This is a genomic window from uncultured Flavobacterium sp., assembly GCF_937967675.1.
In the GTDB taxonomy this organism is placed as follows: Bacteria; Bacteroidota; Bacteroidia; order Flavobacteriales; family Flavobacteriaceae; genus Flavobacterium.
The window spans coordinates 1-18,574 of sequence record NZ_CALBSN010000153.1 but is presented as its reverse complement, the minus strand read 5'-3'; the positions used below and the strand labels follow the sequence as shown (position 1 = coordinate 18,574).

Here is an 18,574-nt window from a genome sequence, read left to right as displayed (position 1 = left end):
CACTTGTTTCTATTATATAATCCCGATTTACATCGGGATTTTTTTTACTTTTGTAGGAACAAAATAAGTTTCATATAATGAAAAATAAATTAGTCCTCATTTCACTTTTTATATTGCCTATCGCTATTTATCTAGTTTTTTCAACGGCATCTCACAATTCTCTTTTTTTACCAACAATTTCAAAGAACAACCAAGATATCCCATCCGATTGGACAAGTTTAGATGGTTCGAAAGAGTCTATGAAAGGTAAGATAACCGTTTTAGGTTTTGTTGGTGATAGTGTTATTGAAAATCGCGGTAACTTTTTTAATTTAAATCAGAAGATTTATAATAAGTACAAAGGCTTCAAAGATTTCCAAATGATAATGGTGGTTCCTTTAGGGAATGAAAAGAAATGCCAACAAATTATAGATGAATTAGCACCAATAACTGGCGATATGAAAGGATGGAGATTTGTTTTTTCAACTCCAGATAAAATTCAAGAATTCTATGATAGCTTTAAATTAATGGGACAATTGGATGAAAATAAAGGAACTCCTGCTGTAATTATCGTAGATAAAGAATTGAATCATCGCGGAAGAAAAGGTAAAAACAAAAAAGGTGAGGAGGAGTACAAAGAAAGTTACAATACTATTTCGGCAGCCGATTTACATAATGAAATGACAGATGATGTAAAAATCATTCTTCGTGAGTATCGTTTGGCGCTCAAGAAGAATAAAAACGAAAGAAAAGATGCTTTCCGTGATAACATCAAAGAGAATATTGAAAAACAAAAGTAATTTTCATGAAGAATAAATCATACATCGGAATTTCATTCATCGTTTTGATTTTTGGAATTTGGGCAGTACCAAAAATCATTGCTAAATTTCAAAAATCAGATTTGGTTGAAATTGGTCCAGTTCCAGCATTCAAATTAACGAATCAAGACAATAAAACAATTTCTAATGCGGATTATTTAGGAAAAGTGTATGTGGTAGAGTTTTTCTTCTCTACATGTCCTACGATTTGTCCTAAAATGAATGAAAGCATGTTGCAATTGCAAAACGAATTTTATGGGAATCCAAATTTTGGAATTGCTTCTATAACCATTGATCCATCTAATGATACGCCACAGGTTTTAAAAGAACACGCCAAACTTTTAGGAGTAAAACATTACAATTGGCATTTTTTGACAGCTGATAAAGAATACATCTACAGTTTAGCAAACAAAGGTTTTAACTTATACGCTGGAGAAAACAATAAAGTTGCTGGTGGATTTGAGCACTCAGGTTTATTTGCATTAGTAGATAAAGATGGGAAAATAAGATGCAGAAAAGACGCTCAAGGAAATCCAATTTTATACTATGATGGACTTGATCCTGTTGGAGTAGAAGCTATAAAAGAAGATATTAAAAAATTACTTGAAGAATAATTATGGAAAATAATATAGAAACAAAATACAATAAACTTATTGTTGTTTTATCAGTAGCAATTCCTGCTGTTGTGGCTTTGCTTTTTGGAGTGAATTTGAGAAAATTAGGGTATGATGTACAACCATTATCGTTTTTACCGCCAATTTATGCAACAATCAACGGTTTAACCGCTGTGGTTTTAGTTGCTGCGGTTATCGCTATCAAAAATGGAAACAGAAAATTACATGAGAATTTAATGAAAGTTGCTATTGCTTGTTCAGTAGCTTTCCTTGGAATGTATGTAGCGTATCACATGACTTCAGATTCTACTAAGTTTGGTGGTGAAGGTGTAATTAAATACGTGTATTATTTTATCCTAATAACGCATATTTTATTATCAATTATTATCATTCCTTTAGTTTTAACTACTTATGTAAAAGCGTGGTCACAACAATTTGATAAACATAAAAAAATAGCAAAAATTACATTTCCTATTTGGTTATATGTTGCGGTTACTGGTGTAGTTGTTTATTTAATGATTTCTCCTTATTACGCAAATTAGATGAAAAAGTTTTTATTTGGAATCGTTTTTTTTGTCATCAGCATTTCTGCTCAAGCGCAATGTGCTATGTGTCGTGCTGCTCTTGAAAGCGAAGAAGGTGGTGTTAAAGCAGAAGCCGTAAATGATGGAATAGTATATTTAATGGCAATTCCATACATATTAGTTGGGGTTTTAGGTTATGCCATTTATAGATTAAAATACGGTAAGAAAAAAGAAATATAAAAAAAGTCGTTTCAATTGAAACGACTTTTTTGTTTTATTCTAATCCATCCACTTTAATATCCATTTTTCCACTAGTAGTAATAAAAGCAATAATGGCTTTGTCTGTTAATTCAACTTTTTCAAATTCGAAATCATTGATTGTTCCATTTACAAAAACACCTTTCATAGGTGAATAGTTGTTTAAATAAGGTTTCATATTTTGTTTGCCTTCTTCTAAGTTTCCTTTTATCGAATAGCGGCAATTTTCTTGAATACTTTTTAAAATGGTACCATGTAATAACCAATTGGCCGATTTCATTAAAACGCTTTTTGTGTTTAAAACATATTCCATTTGATCAAAATAAATTTCTTTTGTAATAGGATTGTAATTCGGAATTCCCGATAAATAAATTGTACCGTTAATACTTCCCAAAACATCTAAAGCAATAATCATTTTGCCATCTTTTTGCCATAAATCTACTTTTTGAACAGTGATTTTTCTACTTCCCGATGCAAATTCTTGTCCTTGAAAATTCTTAGTTACAATTTTACTTGCGCTTTCAAATGTAGAAACCGCTACTACCGACACAGTTGTGTTATCCGGAATTTTTTCAACTGGTTTCAATACAATTTTCGAAGCATCAAACCCGCTTTTTGGCTTTTGTCCCACCATAGTTTGCATGTTGCATTTTAATCCCATGTTCAACATGATTTTAGTTTTGTTAAGTTTGGCTTCCGTAACATATAACTCTAAAGGAACCATTTTAAACCAAGTTTCGTATTGTTCGCTTGTTAAAATAGGATTGCTTAATTTGTCTAAAGCGTCTAAAACATGAGGTTTAAAATCGCAGGTTTTATCGATAGCTTCATCAATTTTTTTCGAAATTTTCGATTTAAATAGGCTCAATGTGGGATTGATGATAAAAGTAATTGGAACGTTTTTTCCAGCTACCAAAATCGTAGGGCTTTCACTCCATTTAAAATCTTCTATTTTAGAAGTAGTGGTAAGTTTCCAATTGGTTAAATGCGTTTTGCTGTCTAAAGTTATGATTCCATTTAGATTGATTTCACGAGTGTCATTTAATCCCATAAAATCAGTTCCATATTTAAATTTTGCCCAAATTTTCAATGGAATAACTGATACTATATTTCCATCATTTTCACTTAGTTTAATTGGGGCTGTTTTCCAGATTTTCATTTCGGTTTTATCATCATTTAAGATAGAATCGTTAAATATTAATCCGGTTACATTTTTATTTAGTTGTTGTTCGAGTTCTTTCAATGTTATTTCAACAGGCATTGAAATAAAAGAAACTTTATTTTTAAAAACTACAGGGTTATCGTTTGAAGGTGCTGGTTTTATGGCATCAATTTTTTTTGCTGTACCACATGAAATGGTTAGAAGCAAGGTAAAAAGTAAGGCAAAAATTACAAGAAATGTTTTCATAGGAGATCTAATTTTCGATGTAAAAGTAAAATTTTAATTGATATACTGTAACAAAATATTGAAAAAGAGGTCTTATAAGAAATGAGAATAAAAGCACATAAAATGATAACAAAAAAAATAGTTTTTTTTCTATTGTTGATAGGTTTTCAACTTTCGGCACAAAGTAAAAAATGGACTTTGGAAGAATGTGTAGATTATGCTATAAAAAATAATATTTCGATAAAGCAATCGGAATTGGATTTAAAAACTTCAAATATTGATAAACTTGAGGCAATAGGGGGATTTTTACCAACTTTAACTGCAAATGCTAATTACAGCGTAAATACGGGTGCAAGTATTAACCCTGTAACAAATCAATTTCAAAATCAAACATTTAAATCGTTTTCTGCTTCTGCAAATTCTGGCATAATGTTATTTAATGGTTTAGCAAACTGGAAAACCTTACAAAGAGCAAAATTAAATAAGATAGCAAATACATATCGTCTAGATAAAATGAAAGATGATATTGCTCTTTCAATTGCGAATTCGTATTTACAAATATTGTTTAATAAAGAACAATTGAAAGTTCAAAAAAATCAAAATTTAGTTACTAAAGAAAATATCAAAAGAACCCAAGAATTAATAGAAGCAGGTTCACTTCCTGCTGGAGATATATTCGAATTACAAGCTACAGATGCTACTCAAGAGCAACAAATTATTAGTACTGAAAATGCGCTTTTAATTTCTAAAGTTGCTTTGTGTCAAACTTTATTGTTAGAAGATTATGCTACGTTTGATATTTCAGATGAAGTGATTGATTTACCAATATCTAATATAACAAATGAAACTCAGGAGACTATTTTGGCTAAAGCTAAAGAATCGGTTAAAGATGTAAAAATAGCTTTATCAAATGTTGATGTTGCTAAAAAAGATGTCTCTATTTCACGTTCTTCTTACTTACCAACATTAACAGGTTTTGTTGGATATAATACTCGTTGGTCTGAAAGTACACCGTTTAATTTTGCAGATCAATTGTCATTGTTTGATGGAACAGCTGTTGGTTTACAGTTAAGCGTTCCAATTTTAAATGGATTTGCTACAAGAGGAAGAGTACAACGTGCTAAAATTAATCAAGAGCGTTCAGAGTTTCAATTGAAACAGGCTGAATTAGATTTAGAGCGAAATGTGTATCAGGCTTATAATGATGTTATTAATGCTAAAAAATCATTTGATGCCGCTCAAAAAACTTTAGAAGCTAGAAAACAATCTTTCAATTTTTCAAAAGAGCGTTATGAAGTAGGTTTAATGAATTCATTTGATTTTTCTCAATCTACAATAGCTTATGAAAACGCACAATCAGAAGTATTGAGAACTAAATACGATTACATTTTTAGAACCAAAATATTAGAATTCTATTTTGGAATTCCATTAATTAAAAAACAATAATAAAATATAAATACCTAGTCATGTCAAAGAAAACCATATTCATTTTATTAGGAAGTGCAATCGGATTAATCTTGTTATTAGTTGGACTTAAAAAAGGTGGTGTAATTGGAAATAACGATGAATCTAAGGTCGTTGAATTATCAAAAGTTGCTCAAACTACAATTGTAGAAACGGTTTCGGCAACAGGAAAAATCCAGCCAGAAATTGAAGTAAAAATATCATCTGAAGTTTCAGGTGAAATCATTGCTTTGCCAATTAAAGAGGGACAACAAGTTAAAAAAGGAGATTTATTAGTAAGAATCAATCCTGATTTATATGAATCTGGAGTAAATCGTTCTGTGGCTTCTATGTCAACTACAAAAGCTGGTTTAAGTCAAGCAGACGCTAAAGTTAAAGAAGCAAAAGCCAATTATGATCGAAATAAAAAATTATTCGAAAAAGGAATCATTTCAAAATCGGAATGGGATAGAATTGTATCGGCTTATGAAGTTGCGGTTGCCAATAAACAATCGGCTTATTACCAAGTGCAAAGTGCTTCGGCTACGGTTACAGAAGCAAAAGATAATTTAGGAAGAACAACTATTTACGCACCAGCAGATGGAACAATTTCGTTATTGAATGTAGAGTTAGGTGAAAGAGTTTTGGGAACGCAGCAAATGGCAGGAACTGAAATTTTAAGAATTGCGAACTTAAACAATATGGAAGTTGAAGTAGATGTGAACGAAAATGATATTGTAAAAGTTAACATTGGAGATTCTGCAAATATTGAAGTTGATGCTTATTTAAAAAGAGAGTTTAAAGGAATTGTTACGAGTATTTCAAATTCAGCAAGTTCTACTTTAACAGCAGATCAGGTTACAAATTTTAAAGTAAAAGTTAGAATTTTAAAAGAATCATACCAAGATTTATTAGAAGGAAAACCTCAAAATTTCTCTCCATTTAGACCAGGAATGACGGCTACAGTTGACATTATTACAAAACGTAAAGAAAACATTGTAGCTGTGCCAATTAGCGCAGTTGTAATTAAAGACGATACAACTTCGGTTAAAAAAGATATTGTTGCTGAGTTAGATAAAAAAGAGCAAGAACAAAAAGGAACGGCTCCAAAAAGTGATAAAAAATACGAATGTGTTTTTGTGAAAGTTGGAGATAAAGCAAAATTGAGAGTAGTTAAAACTGGAATTCAAGACGATACCAATATTGAAATTATTTCGGGTTTAAAACCGGGAGAAGAAATTATTATTGGACCTTACACAACGGTTTCAAAAGATTTAGTTTCTAATGATAAAGTTCGTGTTGAATCTGAAAAAGATAAAAAAGATAGTAAGAAATAGATTTCTTATGAGTTAATTTGGGTAGATAAGGCGTAGGAAACTATGCCTTATTTTTTTTACGGGTTTATCTTCTTAACTTTGCCTTTCAAAAAACCAAATATGGCTATTATTCTAAATATAGAAACCGCTACTAAAAATTGTTCTGTTGCTTTAGCAAAGGAAGGAAAAGCGATTGCATGCAAAGAAATTGCAGAGCAAAATTTTTCCCATGCCGAAAAATTACACGTTTTTATCGAAGAATTACTGGCTGAAAATAATTTACAATTTTCTGACTTGAATGCTATTGCGGTAAGTCAAGGTCCAGGTTCCTATACAGGTTTGCGTATTGGCGTTTCTTCGGCTAAAGGATTTTGTTATGCATTGAATATTCCAATGATTGCTATTGATACATTGCAACTTTTAGCAAAGCAAATTCAAATTGAAAACGGAATCATCATTCCAATGATTGATGCTCGCAGAATGGAAGTTTTTACGGCTATTTACGATAAAAGTTACAAGCAAATCAGAAATACGCAAGCTGAAATTATTGATGAAACTTCATATCAAGAAATTTCAGAAAAAATGCATTTGGTTGGCGATGGAACAGAAAAATTTAAAAATACATTAACCAGTGATAAATTTGTGTTTCATTCAGATGTGATATTTCCTTCGGCTAAACAAATGAGTGAATTGTCTTTTGATAAATACAAAAAAAGCGACTTTGTAGATGTCGCTTATTTTGAACCGTATTATTTAAAAGATTTCGTTTTAACTAAGTAACTTAAAGCCTTACTACAGATTTACTAAATTCTAGAATTTCAGAGGAAACTTTAGTGTAATCCGAATTGTTTGTCCAAACTTTTACCGTAAATATAACGTGAGCATCTGTTAATTCACTAATAATAATTTCCGGATTCGGATTTTGGATAACAAATGGGTGTTTTTTTGCAAAATCAAGGATAGTGTTTTTAATCTCTGAAATATTTGAGTCATAGGCTGTTTTTAAGACTAAATCCACTCTTCTAATTCCTAATTGCGAATAATTTTTGATTTTTCCATTAGATAAAATTCCGTTTGGAATATAAATTACTTGATTTGTTACTGTAATTAATTTAGTAGAAAAAATAAGAATTTCGTCTACTTTTCCAGTTTCGCCATGTGCCTCTATCACATCGCCAAGTTTAAATGGTTTAAACAAAATAATCAAAATTCCACCTGCAAAATTAGAAAGTGAACCTTGAAGAGATAAACCAATAGCCAAGCCAGCAGCTCCTAAGATGGTAACAAAAGCAGAAGTTTCTATACCAAGTTTTGAAATTACAGTTACAAACAACAATACGCGTAATGTCCAAAATATAACGTTTCCAATGAAAGTTGAAAGTGTTAATTCAACATTTCGCTTAAGCATTATTTTTTTTGCTGCTTTTGTAATAAAGCTTGTAGCCCAAAGTCCACCTAAAAGAATTATAATGGCGACAATAAATTTTGGTGAGTACTCTAAGATTAATGTTTTAATGGTTTCGAAATAATTTTGAATTTCAACAGCTGCCATAATTTTTTTTGCAAAGATATTTATATATGGTTTTATTATAAAATAAATAGTAATCATTTCGGTATTGTTTGTCAGATTGTAGAAACTTCTAATGTTAAATTAAAGTTATGTGGTGGATTTAAAATAGAATATAAATACAAAATTGATAACATTAAATTAACGTAAATCTAAATTTCTTAAAGGAATTTTGCATCGAAATTAATTCATAAAAAAATGGAACAAATTTATATTATAATGTTAATCGCATTAGCTATTCTTGCAATTACCGATTTAATGGTAGGGGTGAGTAATGATGCGGTTAATTTCTTAAACTCGGCTATTGGTTCTAAGGCAGTTTCGTTTAAAACCATTATGATTGTTGCGAGTTTAGGAGTTGCTGTTGGAGCGCTTTATTCTAACGGTATGATGGAAATTGCGAGAAACGGAATTTTTACGCCAAGTATGTTTACTTTTAATGACGTAATTATCATCTTTTTAGCGGTTATGATTACAGATGTATTACTACTTGATGTCTTTAATACATTAGGACTTCCAACATCTACAACTGTTTCAGTTATTTTTTCTTTATTAGGAGCTTCTGTAGTGCTAGCTGTATACAAAGTATATGTAAGTGGTGATGGTTCTGGTAATATTGGGAATTATATTAATTCAGAAAAAGCTTCAGAAATTGTATATAGCATTTTACTTTCAGTTGCCTTGTCTTTTGCACTTGGTTCGTTAGTTCAATATGTGTCAAGGTTGATTTTTACATTTCATATTGAAAAAAGATATAAATATGTAGCGGCTCTTTTTGGAGGAGTAGCTATGACAGCAATTACTTTTTTTATTTTAGTAAAAGGATTAAAATCAATAACATTTGTTCCTTCTGAGGTAAAAGATTTTATAAAAGAAAACCCATTAACAATTATTGGTTATTCTTTAATTTTATGGACAGTAGTTTGCCAATTATTAATTAGTGTTTTCAAGTATAGTGTTTTTAAGTTTATTATCATAGTAGGAACATTTGGTTTGGCATTAGCTTTTGCTGGTAATGACTTAGTAAACTTTATTGGAGTTCCAATTGCAGCTTATCAAGCATATGAAATTTGGGCAGGACAAAGTGTAGGAGCTACTGAGTTTATGATGTCAGATTTAGAGAAAGAAAATTTACCAGCGCCATTTATCTTTTTAGCATTAGCTGGTTTGGTTATGGTTTATACATTATGGACTTCTAAGAAAGCAAGGACTGTAATTGAAACAGAGCAAAATTTATCACGACAAGGTGAAGGAAATGAAAAATACAATGCAAATAATTTATCTAGAAACATTGTTCGTGGTTTTATGTATTTAGGGAATGTTATTAGTTTTATTCTTCCTAAAGCACTTCAAAAAAAGTTAGATGCTCAATTTATTCAACCAGAATATACAGGAAAAAGAGATGAGCAGCCTATGTTTGACATGGTTCGTGCATCGGTAAATTTAATTGTAGCTTCTATTTTGATTTCGATTGGTACTTCTATGAAGTTGCCTCTTTCTACAACCTATGTAACTTTTATGGTAGCGATGGGTTCGTCTTTTGCTGATAGAGCTTGGGATAGAGAGAGTGCTGTATATCGAGTTGCTGGAGTATTCAATGTAATTGGAGGTTGGTTTGTAACCGCTATGGCAGCATTTTTATCTTCAGCAATTATTGCCTATATTTTGTTTATCGGTGAAGTATTTGCTTTCTTTGCTTTTATGATTATTGTGGCGATTTTCTTTTACAGAAGTAACCAAATTCATAAAAAGAAAGTTAAAGAGGAAGAAGAAATTAAGAAACTAAGAAAAGAAGATATTGTAACATTAAAAGAAATGATTACAGAAAGTTCTTCTCAAATTTCAAAAGTTTTAAGAAAAACAAGTGGATTATATTCTAGGGTAATTGATAACTTAGGTTTACAGGATTTAGCTAAACTTAAAGAAAATAAGAAAGCACTAAAGAAACTTGAAAAAGAAATTGATGAATTAAAGAGTAATGTTTTTTACTTTATCAAAAATTTAGATGAAAATTCTGTAGAAGCTAGTAAGTTCTATATTTTGATTTTAGGATATTTACAAGATATGGTTCAATCGTTAGAGTTTATTACGACTAGCAGTCATTCGCATGTAAATAACAATCATAAGAAATTAAAATTTAATCAAATTAGAGATCTTAAAACGGTTGATGCTCAACTACAAGAATTATTCGGACGTTTAGAAGAAAGTTTTAATTCAGAAGATTTCTCTAAATTAGATGAAATACTTAAAGACAAAAAGGCATTTTTAGATACGGTTTCAGAATTAATTACAAAACAAATTACAAGAATTAGAACTACAGAAACTAGTCCAAAAAACAGTAAATTGTATTTTGCTTTACTTTTAGAAACAAATGATTTGATAAAATCTATTATGAATTTATTAGAATTGTTTAAAGAGTTTAATCAACAAAACAATAAGAGATAAAAAAAGAGCCGAAAGGCTCTTTTTTTGTATTATATTTTTAGATGCTATCCATTAATAGCCTCAACTTTGATTCCTTCGTCTTTTAACATGTCCTTTAACATATTCTCAATTCCATTTTTCAAAGTAAAAGTTGAAGAAGGACAACCACTACAAGCGCCTTGTAAAACCACTTTAACTCTTTTTTCTGTTGGGTCAAAAGATTCAAACATAATGTTTCCACCGTCACTTTGAACAGCTGGTTTTACATATTCCTCTATAATATTTATAATTTGTTGAGAAGTAACATCAAGTGCGTCAAAATAAGCTTCTTGTTGTTTTTGATGTATTTCAGTTTTTACAATTGCAGTTTCATCTATAACAACATTGCCATTTTCCATGAATTCTTTAATGAAAGTTCTTAATTCTAAAGTTATTTCATCCCATTCTGTAACGGCAAATTTAGTAACTGAAATATAATTTTCGTCAATAAACACCTCTTTAACAAAAGGGAATTTGAATAATTCCTTTGCAAATGGAGAAGCGCTTGTTTCATCGATATTTTTGCACTCTAAGGCAGTTTTAGTTAAAAGTTTATTACAAACAAATTTTAATACAGCTGGATTCGGTGTTGTTTCTGCATAAACCGTAATCGGTTGCTTTTTAGTTGTACTTTCATCAATTTTAATGATTTCACCACCATTAGTAATAAATTCATTAATTTGATTGGCTACATCTTCTTGAACATCTTCCCATTCTACAATTGAAAACTTTTCAATTGCAATAAAATTTCCAGAAATGTAAACGGTTTTAACGAATGGTAAATAAAATAATTGTTTAGCTAATGGTGAATTTTGAGTTTCATCTATGTTTTTAAATTCAAAATTTTGAGTTCTTACGATAATTTCATCCAATTCAAATTTTACAATGGCTGGATTTTGAGTTATTTTAGTTGCGATTACCTGCATAATATTTTTTTTTTGCAAAGATACAAAGTTCATCAAACATGTGTGTAGTTTGAAATATTTAGTTACATATTTAACGTTTTATTTTGTTTTTCATGTCCTTAATTCTGGTGTCTTAAAAAAATGTAATTTTAACTTAAGAATATTTTGACGGAATTGTAAAAGAAACTTAAAAATTTATATCTTTGGCAAATTCGTATTAGAAACCTAGTCAATATTGTTTTTTGATCTAGTTGTTTTTATTTAGAACTTGAACATTCAAGTATGTTTTCATTAAACAATAACTACAATGAATTTTAAAAAAAGTTATTTTATTTTAGCATTTTTATTCGCACAATTTTCTTTTGCACAAGAAGGAGTTGCTGTTTATTCTGATTATTTATCGGATAATTATTATTTAATTCATCCTTCAATGGCAGGTGCTGCTAATTGTGGTAAAATTAGATTAACTGGTCGTCAGCAGTGGTTTGGACAAGATGAAGCGCCTGCATTGCAAACAATAAGTTTTAATACTGCTTTAGACGAAGATGGCGTTTCGGGTATAGGTATGATTTTATTTAACGATAAAAACGGATATCACTCTCAAAAAGGAGCTAAGTTAACTTATGCTCATCATCTTCGTTTTTCAAGAGGTACTATAGATTTAAATCAGTTGTCTTTTGGTTTAAGTGCTGCCTTTGTTCAAAGTACACTAGATGGCTCTACGTTTACAGGATTTGATCCTGTTATTGTTCAAGGTGTTATTCAAAAAGATGCTTACTTTAATGTTGACCTAGGAGTTTCTTATCATTATATGGATTTCTTTACCCATTTAACCGTTAAAAATTTCTTAGCTAATCAAAGAAGAGAATTGTACTCAGAAGGTTTTGAATCCGATAATTTAAGTAAATTATTGTGGAGTGTTGGAGCTACGTTTGGAGATGAAGATAGATTACTTTTTGAGCCATCAATTATGTATCAAAGAATTTCAGAAACAAAAGAATCTTCGATTGATTTAAACCTAAAAGTCTATAAAACATTAGATTTTGGTAAGCTTTGGGGTGCTGTTTCATATAGAAGAAGTTTTGATAGCGCAGATTATGAGGGAGGAAAACAAAATTTACAATGGGTTTCGCCTATTGTTGGTTTAAATTTTGGTAAATATATGTTTTCGTATACCTATTCTCATGTTATGGGTGATATAAAATTTGATAATGGAGGATTTCATCAGATAACTTTAGGGATGAATATCTTTTGTAAAGATAAGCAGTGGGATTGTAATTGTCCTGCGGTTAATTAAATATCAAATTCATAAAATCTTGTCCCGTTTACGGGACTTTTTTTTAAATTAATAAATTATGTTGATAAAAGAGGTTAATGGTAAAAGCCCACAGATTCCATCTGACTGTTATGTTGCAGAAAATGCAACTATTGTTGGGGATGTGGTATTAGGAAATAATTGCAGCATTTGGTTTAATGCAGTGATTAGAGGAGATGTAAATTCAATTATAATTGGTAATAAAGTAAATATTCAAGATGGTGCTGTTATTCACTGTACTTATCAAAAGCATCCAACAGTTATAGGGAATAACGTTTCAATTGGTCATAATGCTATTGTTCATGGTTGTGTGATAAAAGATAATGTTTTAGTTGGGATGGGTGCTATAATTATGGATAATTGTACTATTGAAAGTAATTCAATTATAGCAGCAGGTTCAGTCGTTACACAAAATACTACAGTAGAATCAGGTTGTATATATGCTGGAGTTCCTGCTAAAAAAGTAAAAGATATTGATCAAAGTGATTTTGCTGGCGAAATTGAACGTATTTCAAATAATTATGTGATGTATTCAGGTTGGTTTAAAGATTAGGTTAGAAATTCTTATAAATTACAGTTTTATTATTTCCGAGTATATTTTTTAAAACCTCTGGCTCGCTATTGGTATAGAATATTTGCGAACTTTTTCTTTTTGAAAGATTTAATAAATTATTTTGCTCTAATATTTTTTGTGTCTGTTTAGCTACTGCTTCACCTGAATCAATAATTTTTATTTTGGGTGGAATGATTTTTTTAATTTGTGGAATTAAATAAGGATAATGACTACAACCTAGTACCAAATAATCAATATTTTTTTCTACCATCGGATTTAAATAACTCTTTAATAATTCTTCCATTTCTGCGGAATCTATATCTCCATTTTCTATCAATTGTACTAATCCATGTCCTATTTGTTCGATTATTTTAACATCAGGATGATTTGCCACACTTTTATGAAATAATTCGCTATTAAGGGTGCCTTTTGTGGCTAATATGCCAATGGTTTGGGTTTTTGATTGCAACGCTGCAGGTTTTATAGCAGGCTCAATACCAATAAAAGGAACATCATATTTAGTTCTAAGCTCTTTAATAGCATTTGTAGTGGCAGTATTACAGGCTACAACAATGATTTTACAATTTTGATTTAACAAGAATTCCGTATTCTTAAAACTCAAATCAATTATTTCTTCTTTAGATTTTTGTCCGTACGGAGCATTCTTGCTATCTGCAAGATAAATAGTGTTTTCGTTAGGAAGTAAGTTGTGGATTTCATTCCAAATTGAAGTTCCGCCAACGCCAGAATCAAATAAACCTATTGGACATTCTTTTTTCATATTAACAAAAATAAAAAAAACTGTGTAATCACAAATAGATTACACAGTTTTTAAAATGTTTTTTAGGTTTTATTGGAAACCTAGTTCTTTTTTTACGTCTGCCATTAAGTCAATCCCTTCAGCGAATAAAACACCTGAACCATTTGTTGCATCTAATACATAGTTTACACCTTTTGCTTTAGCTACTTTTTGAATTGCTTTTTGAGCTTTTTCCATAATAGGTTTGTATAAATCCATTTCTTTTTGCCCTAATTCTTTTTGAGCAGTTTGTTGAAATTGTTGGATACGAGCGCCCATATCTTGCATTTCTTTTGAACGAGTTTCATTTAAAGCATCACCAGCAGTTGCAGATTCTTGTTCGTATTTTTGTAATTTTGTTTGATATTCAGCAACCATATTTTTATAATCTTTATCGTATGATTCTTGAATTTTTTTCATTTGGTCTTGTGCAGTCTTCATTTCTGGCATTGCCGTCATTAGAGTTTGTACATCTATATGTGCAACTTTTGATTGAGCTGAAACTTGAGTTCCAATAAAAAGTACGATTGCAATTGCTAAAGTTTTTAATTGTTTCATTTTTAATTGTAAAATTTAGTTATTTAATTTTTGTTCTCTGTTTCTGTTTTTTGTTCTTTTTCTTTTTTGGCAGCTTCTTTATTTTCTGCTATTTTTTTCTTTTTTTCTTCTATTAATTTTTTTCTTTCTTCTAATTTTCTATTTCTTTCATCAATAACTTTTTGTCTTGCTTCAGCTGGAGTAGATTTTTTTTCTTCAGTAGAAACTTTTTCGCTGTCGTTATTAGTGTCAGGATTATCGTTAACTTTATTTTTATCTGTACCTTCAGTAGAGTTGTTTTCAATTACTGTGCCAGTTTTTTTACCATTACGTTCTTCTTGAATTTTTTTTCTCTTTTCTAAAGCTTCTAATTTCTTTTGCTCATTTGCTAATTTACGTTCTTCAATTAACTTTTCACGAGCAGCTTTTCTTTCATCTAAAATCTTTTGGCGTTCAGCTACAGCTGGATTTTCATCTAAAGATTCGTCTAGTTTTTCTTTAGCTTCAAGTGCTTTTAATTGTTTTTTGCTCATCTCTTCTCTTTTTTGTGAAGCAGTTAGCTTTTTCACAACAAAATCGCTAATATCATATTTTTGAGCTGCAAATAACATTGTTAAATCAGAAGATTTATCAAAAATAAAATCATACTTTCTTTGCTCAGCAACATCTTGAACAATAGTGAAAATCTGATCTTGTATAGGTTTAATTAAAACGGATTTTTGAATTATTAAATCTCCTTTAGGACCGAATTTTTTTTCTTGATAGTCTAGTAATTCTTTTTCTAAATGAGCGATTTCTTCTTCTCTTTCTTCGATTAATTCTTTTGTTAAAAGTACTCGCTCTGTTTTTAAAGCATCTTTTAATTTATTTATTTCATTTCTTTTTATTTCTATTTCTTGCTTCCATTTTTGAGCTTTTTGCTCTAATTGATTAATAGATTCAGCATAACCTGGAACTTTTTCTAAGATATATTCCATATCAATATAGCCAATCTTTACTCCTCTTGCTGTTTGAGCTTTAGAGGTTGTTATTGATAATAGAGCAAGTATAAATAATATTTTTTTCATCTTTTAATAATAAGTTTTGTTTATTGTAGGAATCACCCTGATTCTGCCTTAATAGTTATTAACGGAATAAATATTAAAATATTTTTACGAATTTAACAAAAAAGCAATAATAAACCTTAAAATTGTTGCCCAATAATGAAGTGCGTTTGCCAGCCACTTTTAACTGTCGAGCCAGGTACAGGATCAAAACCATGAGCAAAATCAATACCTAACAACCCAAATGCCGGCATAAATACTCTTAAACCAATACCAGCAGAACGTTGTAACTGAAATGGATTGTACTGTTTGAAGCTGTCAAATGCAGATCCTGCTTCTATAAATGTTAAAGCAAAAATAGACGCTGATTGATTTAAAGTTATAGGGTGTCTTAATTCAAGAGAAAATTTATTATATACAGTTCCTCCGTTATTTGATGATAACGAGTTATTTGGATACCCTCTTAATTGGATTACTTCTCTTCCGTCTAAAGAAAAGTTTGCTAATCCATCTCCACCTAAATAAAATCTTTCAAAAGGTACAATTCCTCTTTCTTTATCATATGCTCCCATATATCCAAACTCACCTAATGTTCTTAGTACGAATTTATTCCAAACACGAGTATACCAATCTGCTTTGAATTTAACTTTGTAATATTCTAACCAATTGAATCTTTTTTGGTCAACTTTACCTCTATCAGCAGAGGCAGATTGCCAATCAGAATGTACTGTTTCATATACTCCTGACCCTTCAGATGTTTCTTTTAAATAATCTCCAACTATTGGGTCATAACCATCGCTAGTTGTTACCGTTTGATAATCTGAATCTGCAGTATATCTTATTTTGTATGCCTTTTGATTTCCTAAATCTCCATAATCAACACCATTAAATAATGAATAAGGTGGTGTAAATTTTCCTACTATACTAAATTCAGAGCCATACGTTGGGAAGATAGGATTTACCCCTTTACTGTTTCGAGTAAGACCTATTGTATAGGTAAGGTTTCTAGATGCGCCATTACCAAATGTAAATAATCCAGTTTTATAATTATTTAGGTCATAATATTGAAATGATACCGACTGTGAAAGCACAAAATAATCATCTGGTACTGTAAGTTTTTTTGCTATTCCAACAGATATAGATGAAATATTAAAGCTTTGATTTCTTGTAACATTTCTTGTTGAATAGTTATATAAAAATTGTTTACTATGCGATAAAGTTGTTGAGAAACTTACTGGTTTTTTTCCACCTAGCCATGGTTCTGAAAAGGATAAGCTATAGGTTTGGAAATAAGAACTTCCTTGAAGTCTCAACGACATTTTTTGTCCATCTCCAATAGGTAATGGTTTATAAGCTTCTTTTTTGAAAATATTTCTAGCTGAAAAATTATTAAATGATAAACCTAAAGTACCTATGAATCCACCTCCACCATAACCACCTTGTAATTCAATTTGACTTGATCCTTTTTCAACAACATTATATTCTATGTCAACAGTTCCTGCTTGAGGATCAACATTTTTAAACTCTGGTTTTATAGCTTCTGGATCAAAGAAACCTAATTGTCCAATTTCTCTGATAGAGCGAATTAAATCTTCTTTACTGTATTTTTGTCCAGGTTTTGTTCTTAACTCTCTGTAGATTACATGGTCATTTGTTCTGTCATTTCCTACAACTGTAATTTTGTTAAAATAAGCAATTGGACCTTCTGTAATTCTAATTTCAAAATCAATGGTGTCATTAACTGTTCTTGTTTCTACTGGATTAATGCTCGAAAATAAATAACCATTGTTTTGATATAAATTGGTTATGTCTTCACCATCTGGTTTAGATTTATCAGCAATTCTTTCCTCTAATATTTTTCCGTTGTATACATCTCCTTTTTTAATGCCTAATATTGAACTTAATTGACGGTCTGTATAAACAGTATTTCCTAAATAACGAATATCACCAAAATAATATTTTCTTCCTTCTTCTAATTTGACTTTTATGGCAACGGTGTTTTTCTTTTTGTCATAAGTTACAGAATCAGATACAATTCTAGCATCACGATATCCATTTTCTTTATATTTACTGATAACGGTACTTAAATCTTCTTTGTATTTTTCTTTAATATATTTTGAAGATTTTAATATTCGAATTGGATTTTTTACTTTGGTATTTTTGAAGGCACTTTTTAATTTAGAATCACTAATTTTAGTGTTGCCTTCAAAATCTATTTTACTCACTTTAACCTTGCTACCACGATCTATATTAACCACCATTTTAACTTCATTTCCTGTGCTGTCTGGAATAGTGTTTATGGCAACTTTTGCATTATAAAAACCATCTTTTTTATATTTATTTTCAATATAATTTTTTGTAGTGGTTAATAAATTTTCATTAACTATTTTTCCTTTTTTTAAGTCGGTTTCTTTAATAAGTTCTTCAGATTTACCTTTTTTTACTCCTTTTATTTTAACATCAGAAATTTTCGGTAATTCATTTATGTTTAATTCTAAAAAAATACTATCTCCTTTAATTTCATTTACATAGAAGTTGACATCAGAAAACAATCCTAATTTCCATAGTTTTTTTATGGCAATACTAATATCTTCTCCTGGAACCATTATGGTTTGTCCTTTTTCAAGCCCTGTAAAAGTAGTAACAGTTTGCTCGTTATAGGAAATTTTTCCTGTAACTTGAATTTTAGCTAAAATATATTCTTTTCCATTTTCAAGTTTAGTTTCTTGAGCAAAAATAGAAATGTTATTCAGTAATAATAGGATAGAAAATAATTGTATTGCTTTTTTAAACATTTTTTTCGGGTATAATTTGTTCGCTGGTTTTTCCAAATCTGCGTTCACGTTTTTGATAACTAATAATTGACTCATATAAATCGTTCTCTGAAAAATCTGGCCAAAGTACATTTGTAAAATAAAATTCGGCATATGCAATTTGCCATAATAGGAAATTACTTATTCTGTGTTCACCGCTAGTTCTAATTACTAAATCTACATCTGGTAAATTGTGTGTGTAAAGATGCTGATTAATAATTGATTCGTCAATAGCCTCTT

18 protein-coding genes are annotated in these 18,574 nt (G+C 30.0%); 10 read left to right on the top strand and 8 right to left on the bottom strand.

Annotation, left to right across the window (positions count from 1 at the left end):
- Positions 1-77 precede the first annotated feature (77 nt).
- Genes Q0075_RS10055 through Q0075_RS10040 form a run of 4 tightly spaced genes read left to right on the top strand, consistent with a single transcriptional unit; the run spans position 78 to position 2,175 of the window.
- Complete coding sequence (locus tag Q0075_RS10055) at positions 78-779, top strand: hypothetical protein (protein WP_291109474.1); 702 nt, start codon at positions 78-80, stop codon at positions 777-779.
- 5 nt (positions 780-784) lie between these two features.
- The gene (locus tag Q0075_RS10050; RefSeq protein WP_297869387.1) at positions 785-1,411 is read left to right on the top strand and encodes an SCO family protein; all 627 of its coding nucleotides are present in this window, start codon (positions 785-787) and stop codon (positions 1,409-1,411) included.
- A gap of 2 nt (positions 1,412-1,413) precedes the next feature.
- Positions 1,414-1,953, top strand: a complete 540-nt coding sequence (locus Q0075_RS10045) for a DUF420 domain-containing protein (RefSeq protein WP_297869386.1) — start codon at positions 1,414-1,416, stop codon at positions 1,951-1,953.
- A complete protein-coding gene (locus tag Q0075_RS10040; protein ID WP_291109470.1) occupies positions 1,954-2,175 on the top strand; it encodes a hypothetical protein in 222 nt (73 codons plus the stop codon).
- Positions 2,176-2,209: 34 nt separating this feature from the next.
- Here Q0075_RS10040 and Q0075_RS10035 read toward each other — a convergent pair whose 3' ends face one another.
- Positions 2,210-3,601 (bottom strand): DUF4403 family protein, encoded by a 1,392-nt coding sequence (locus Q0075_RS10035; protein ID WP_297869385.1) that lies wholly within the window; start codon positions 3,599-3,601, stop codon positions 2,210-2,212.
- Between the two features lie 102 nt (positions 3,602-3,703).
- Between Q0075_RS10035 and Q0075_RS10030 the strand changes: the two genes are divergently transcribed.
- The 3 genes from Q0075_RS10030 (at position 3,704) to tsaB (ending at position 7,119) form a co-directional block, all read left to right on the top strand.
- Positions 3,704-5,026 (top strand): TolC family protein, encoded by a 1,323-nt coding sequence (locus tag Q0075_RS10030; RefSeq protein ID WP_291109466.1) that lies wholly within the window; start codon positions 3,704-3,706, stop codon positions 5,024-5,026.
- Positions 5,027-5,046: 20 nt separating this feature from the next.
- Positions 5,047-6,360: an efflux RND transporter periplasmic adaptor subunit gene (locus Q0075_RS10025; protein ID WP_297869384.1), complete on the top strand. Its 1,314-nt coding sequence runs from the start codon at positions 5,047-5,049 to the stop codon at positions 6,358-6,360.
- 99 nt (positions 6,361-6,459) lie between these two features.
- The gene (gene tsaB / locus Q0075_RS10020; RefSeq protein WP_297869383.1) at positions 6,460-7,119 is read left to right on the top strand and encodes a tRNA (adenosine(37)-N6)-threonylcarbamoyltransferase complex dimerization subunit type 1 TsaB; all 660 of its coding nucleotides are present in this window, start codon (positions 6,460-6,462) and stop codon (positions 7,117-7,119) included.
- Position 7,120: 1 nt separating this feature from the next.
- On the opposite strand, the gene Q0075_RS10015 is transcribed toward tsaB, so the two are convergent.
- Positions 7,121-7,891: a mechanosensitive ion channel domain-containing protein gene (locus Q0075_RS10015; RefSeq protein WP_291109460.1), complete on the bottom strand. Its 771-nt coding sequence runs from the start codon at positions 7,889-7,891 to the stop codon at positions 7,121-7,123.
- 213 nt (positions 7,892-8,104) lie between these two features.
- Between Q0075_RS10015 and Q0075_RS10010 the strand changes: the two genes are divergently transcribed.
- Entirely contained in the window at positions 8,105-10,351 is a 2,247-nt protein-coding gene (locus tag Q0075_RS10010; RefSeq protein WP_291109458.1) for an inorganic phosphate transporter, read from the top strand.
- 44 nt (positions 10,352-10,395) lie between these two features.
- On the opposite strand, the gene Q0075_RS10005 is transcribed toward Q0075_RS10010, so the two are convergent.
- Positions 10,396-11,295, bottom strand: a complete 900-nt coding sequence (locus Q0075_RS10005) for a NifU family protein (RefSeq protein WP_297869382.1) — start codon at positions 11,293-11,295, stop codon at positions 10,396-10,398.
- 286 nt (positions 11,296-11,581) lie between these two features.
- Here Q0075_RS10005 and Q0075_RS10000 point away from each other — a divergent pair, with 286 nt between their 5' ends.
- Both Q0075_RS10000 and Q0075_RS09995 read left to right on the top strand, forming a co-directional pair.
- A complete protein-coding gene (locus Q0075_RS10000; protein WP_297869381.1) occupies positions 11,582-12,571 on the top strand; it encodes a type IX secretion system membrane protein PorP/SprF in 990 nt (329 codons plus the stop codon).
- A 58-nt stretch (positions 12,572-12,629) separates the two neighbouring features.
- The gene (locus tag Q0075_RS09995; protein ID WP_297869380.1) at positions 12,630-13,142 is read left to right on the top strand and encodes a gamma carbonic anhydrase family protein; all 513 of its coding nucleotides are present in this window, start codon (positions 12,630-12,632) and stop codon (positions 13,140-13,142) included.
- 1 nt (position 13,143) lies between these two features.
- Here Q0075_RS09995 and murI read toward each other — a convergent pair whose 3' ends face one another.
- The 5 genes from murI to uppS form a co-directional block, all read right to left on the bottom strand.
- Entirely contained in the window at positions 13,144-13,923 is a 780-nt protein-coding gene (gene murI, locus Q0075_RS09990; protein WP_297869379.1) for a glutamate racemase, read from the bottom strand.
- A gap of 69 nt (positions 13,924-13,992) precedes the next feature.
- Positions 13,993-14,499, bottom strand: a complete 507-nt coding sequence (locus tag Q0075_RS09985) for an OmpH family outer membrane protein (RefSeq protein WP_297869378.1) — start codon at positions 14,497-14,499, stop codon at positions 13,993-13,995.
- Positions 14,500-14,522: 23 nt separating this feature from the next.
- Positions 14,523-15,545 carry an OmpH family outer membrane protein gene (locus Q0075_RS09980; protein WP_297869377.1) on the bottom strand — a complete coding sequence of 341 codons (1,023 nt, stop codon included), beginning with the start codon at positions 15,543-15,545 and terminating at the stop codon, positions 14,523-14,525.
- Positions 15,546-15,661: 116 nt separating this feature from the next.
- Entirely contained in the window at positions 15,662-18,391 is a 2,730-nt protein-coding gene (gene bamA / locus Q0075_RS09975) for an outer membrane protein assembly factor BamA (RefSeq protein ID WP_297869376.1), read from the bottom strand.
- Positions 18,309-18,574: polyprenyl diphosphate synthase (gene uppS / locus Q0075_RS09970; protein ID WP_297869375.1), on the bottom strand; the 266-nt coding region annotated here is incomplete at its 5' end. The genes uppS and bamA, both read right to left, overlap by 83 nt.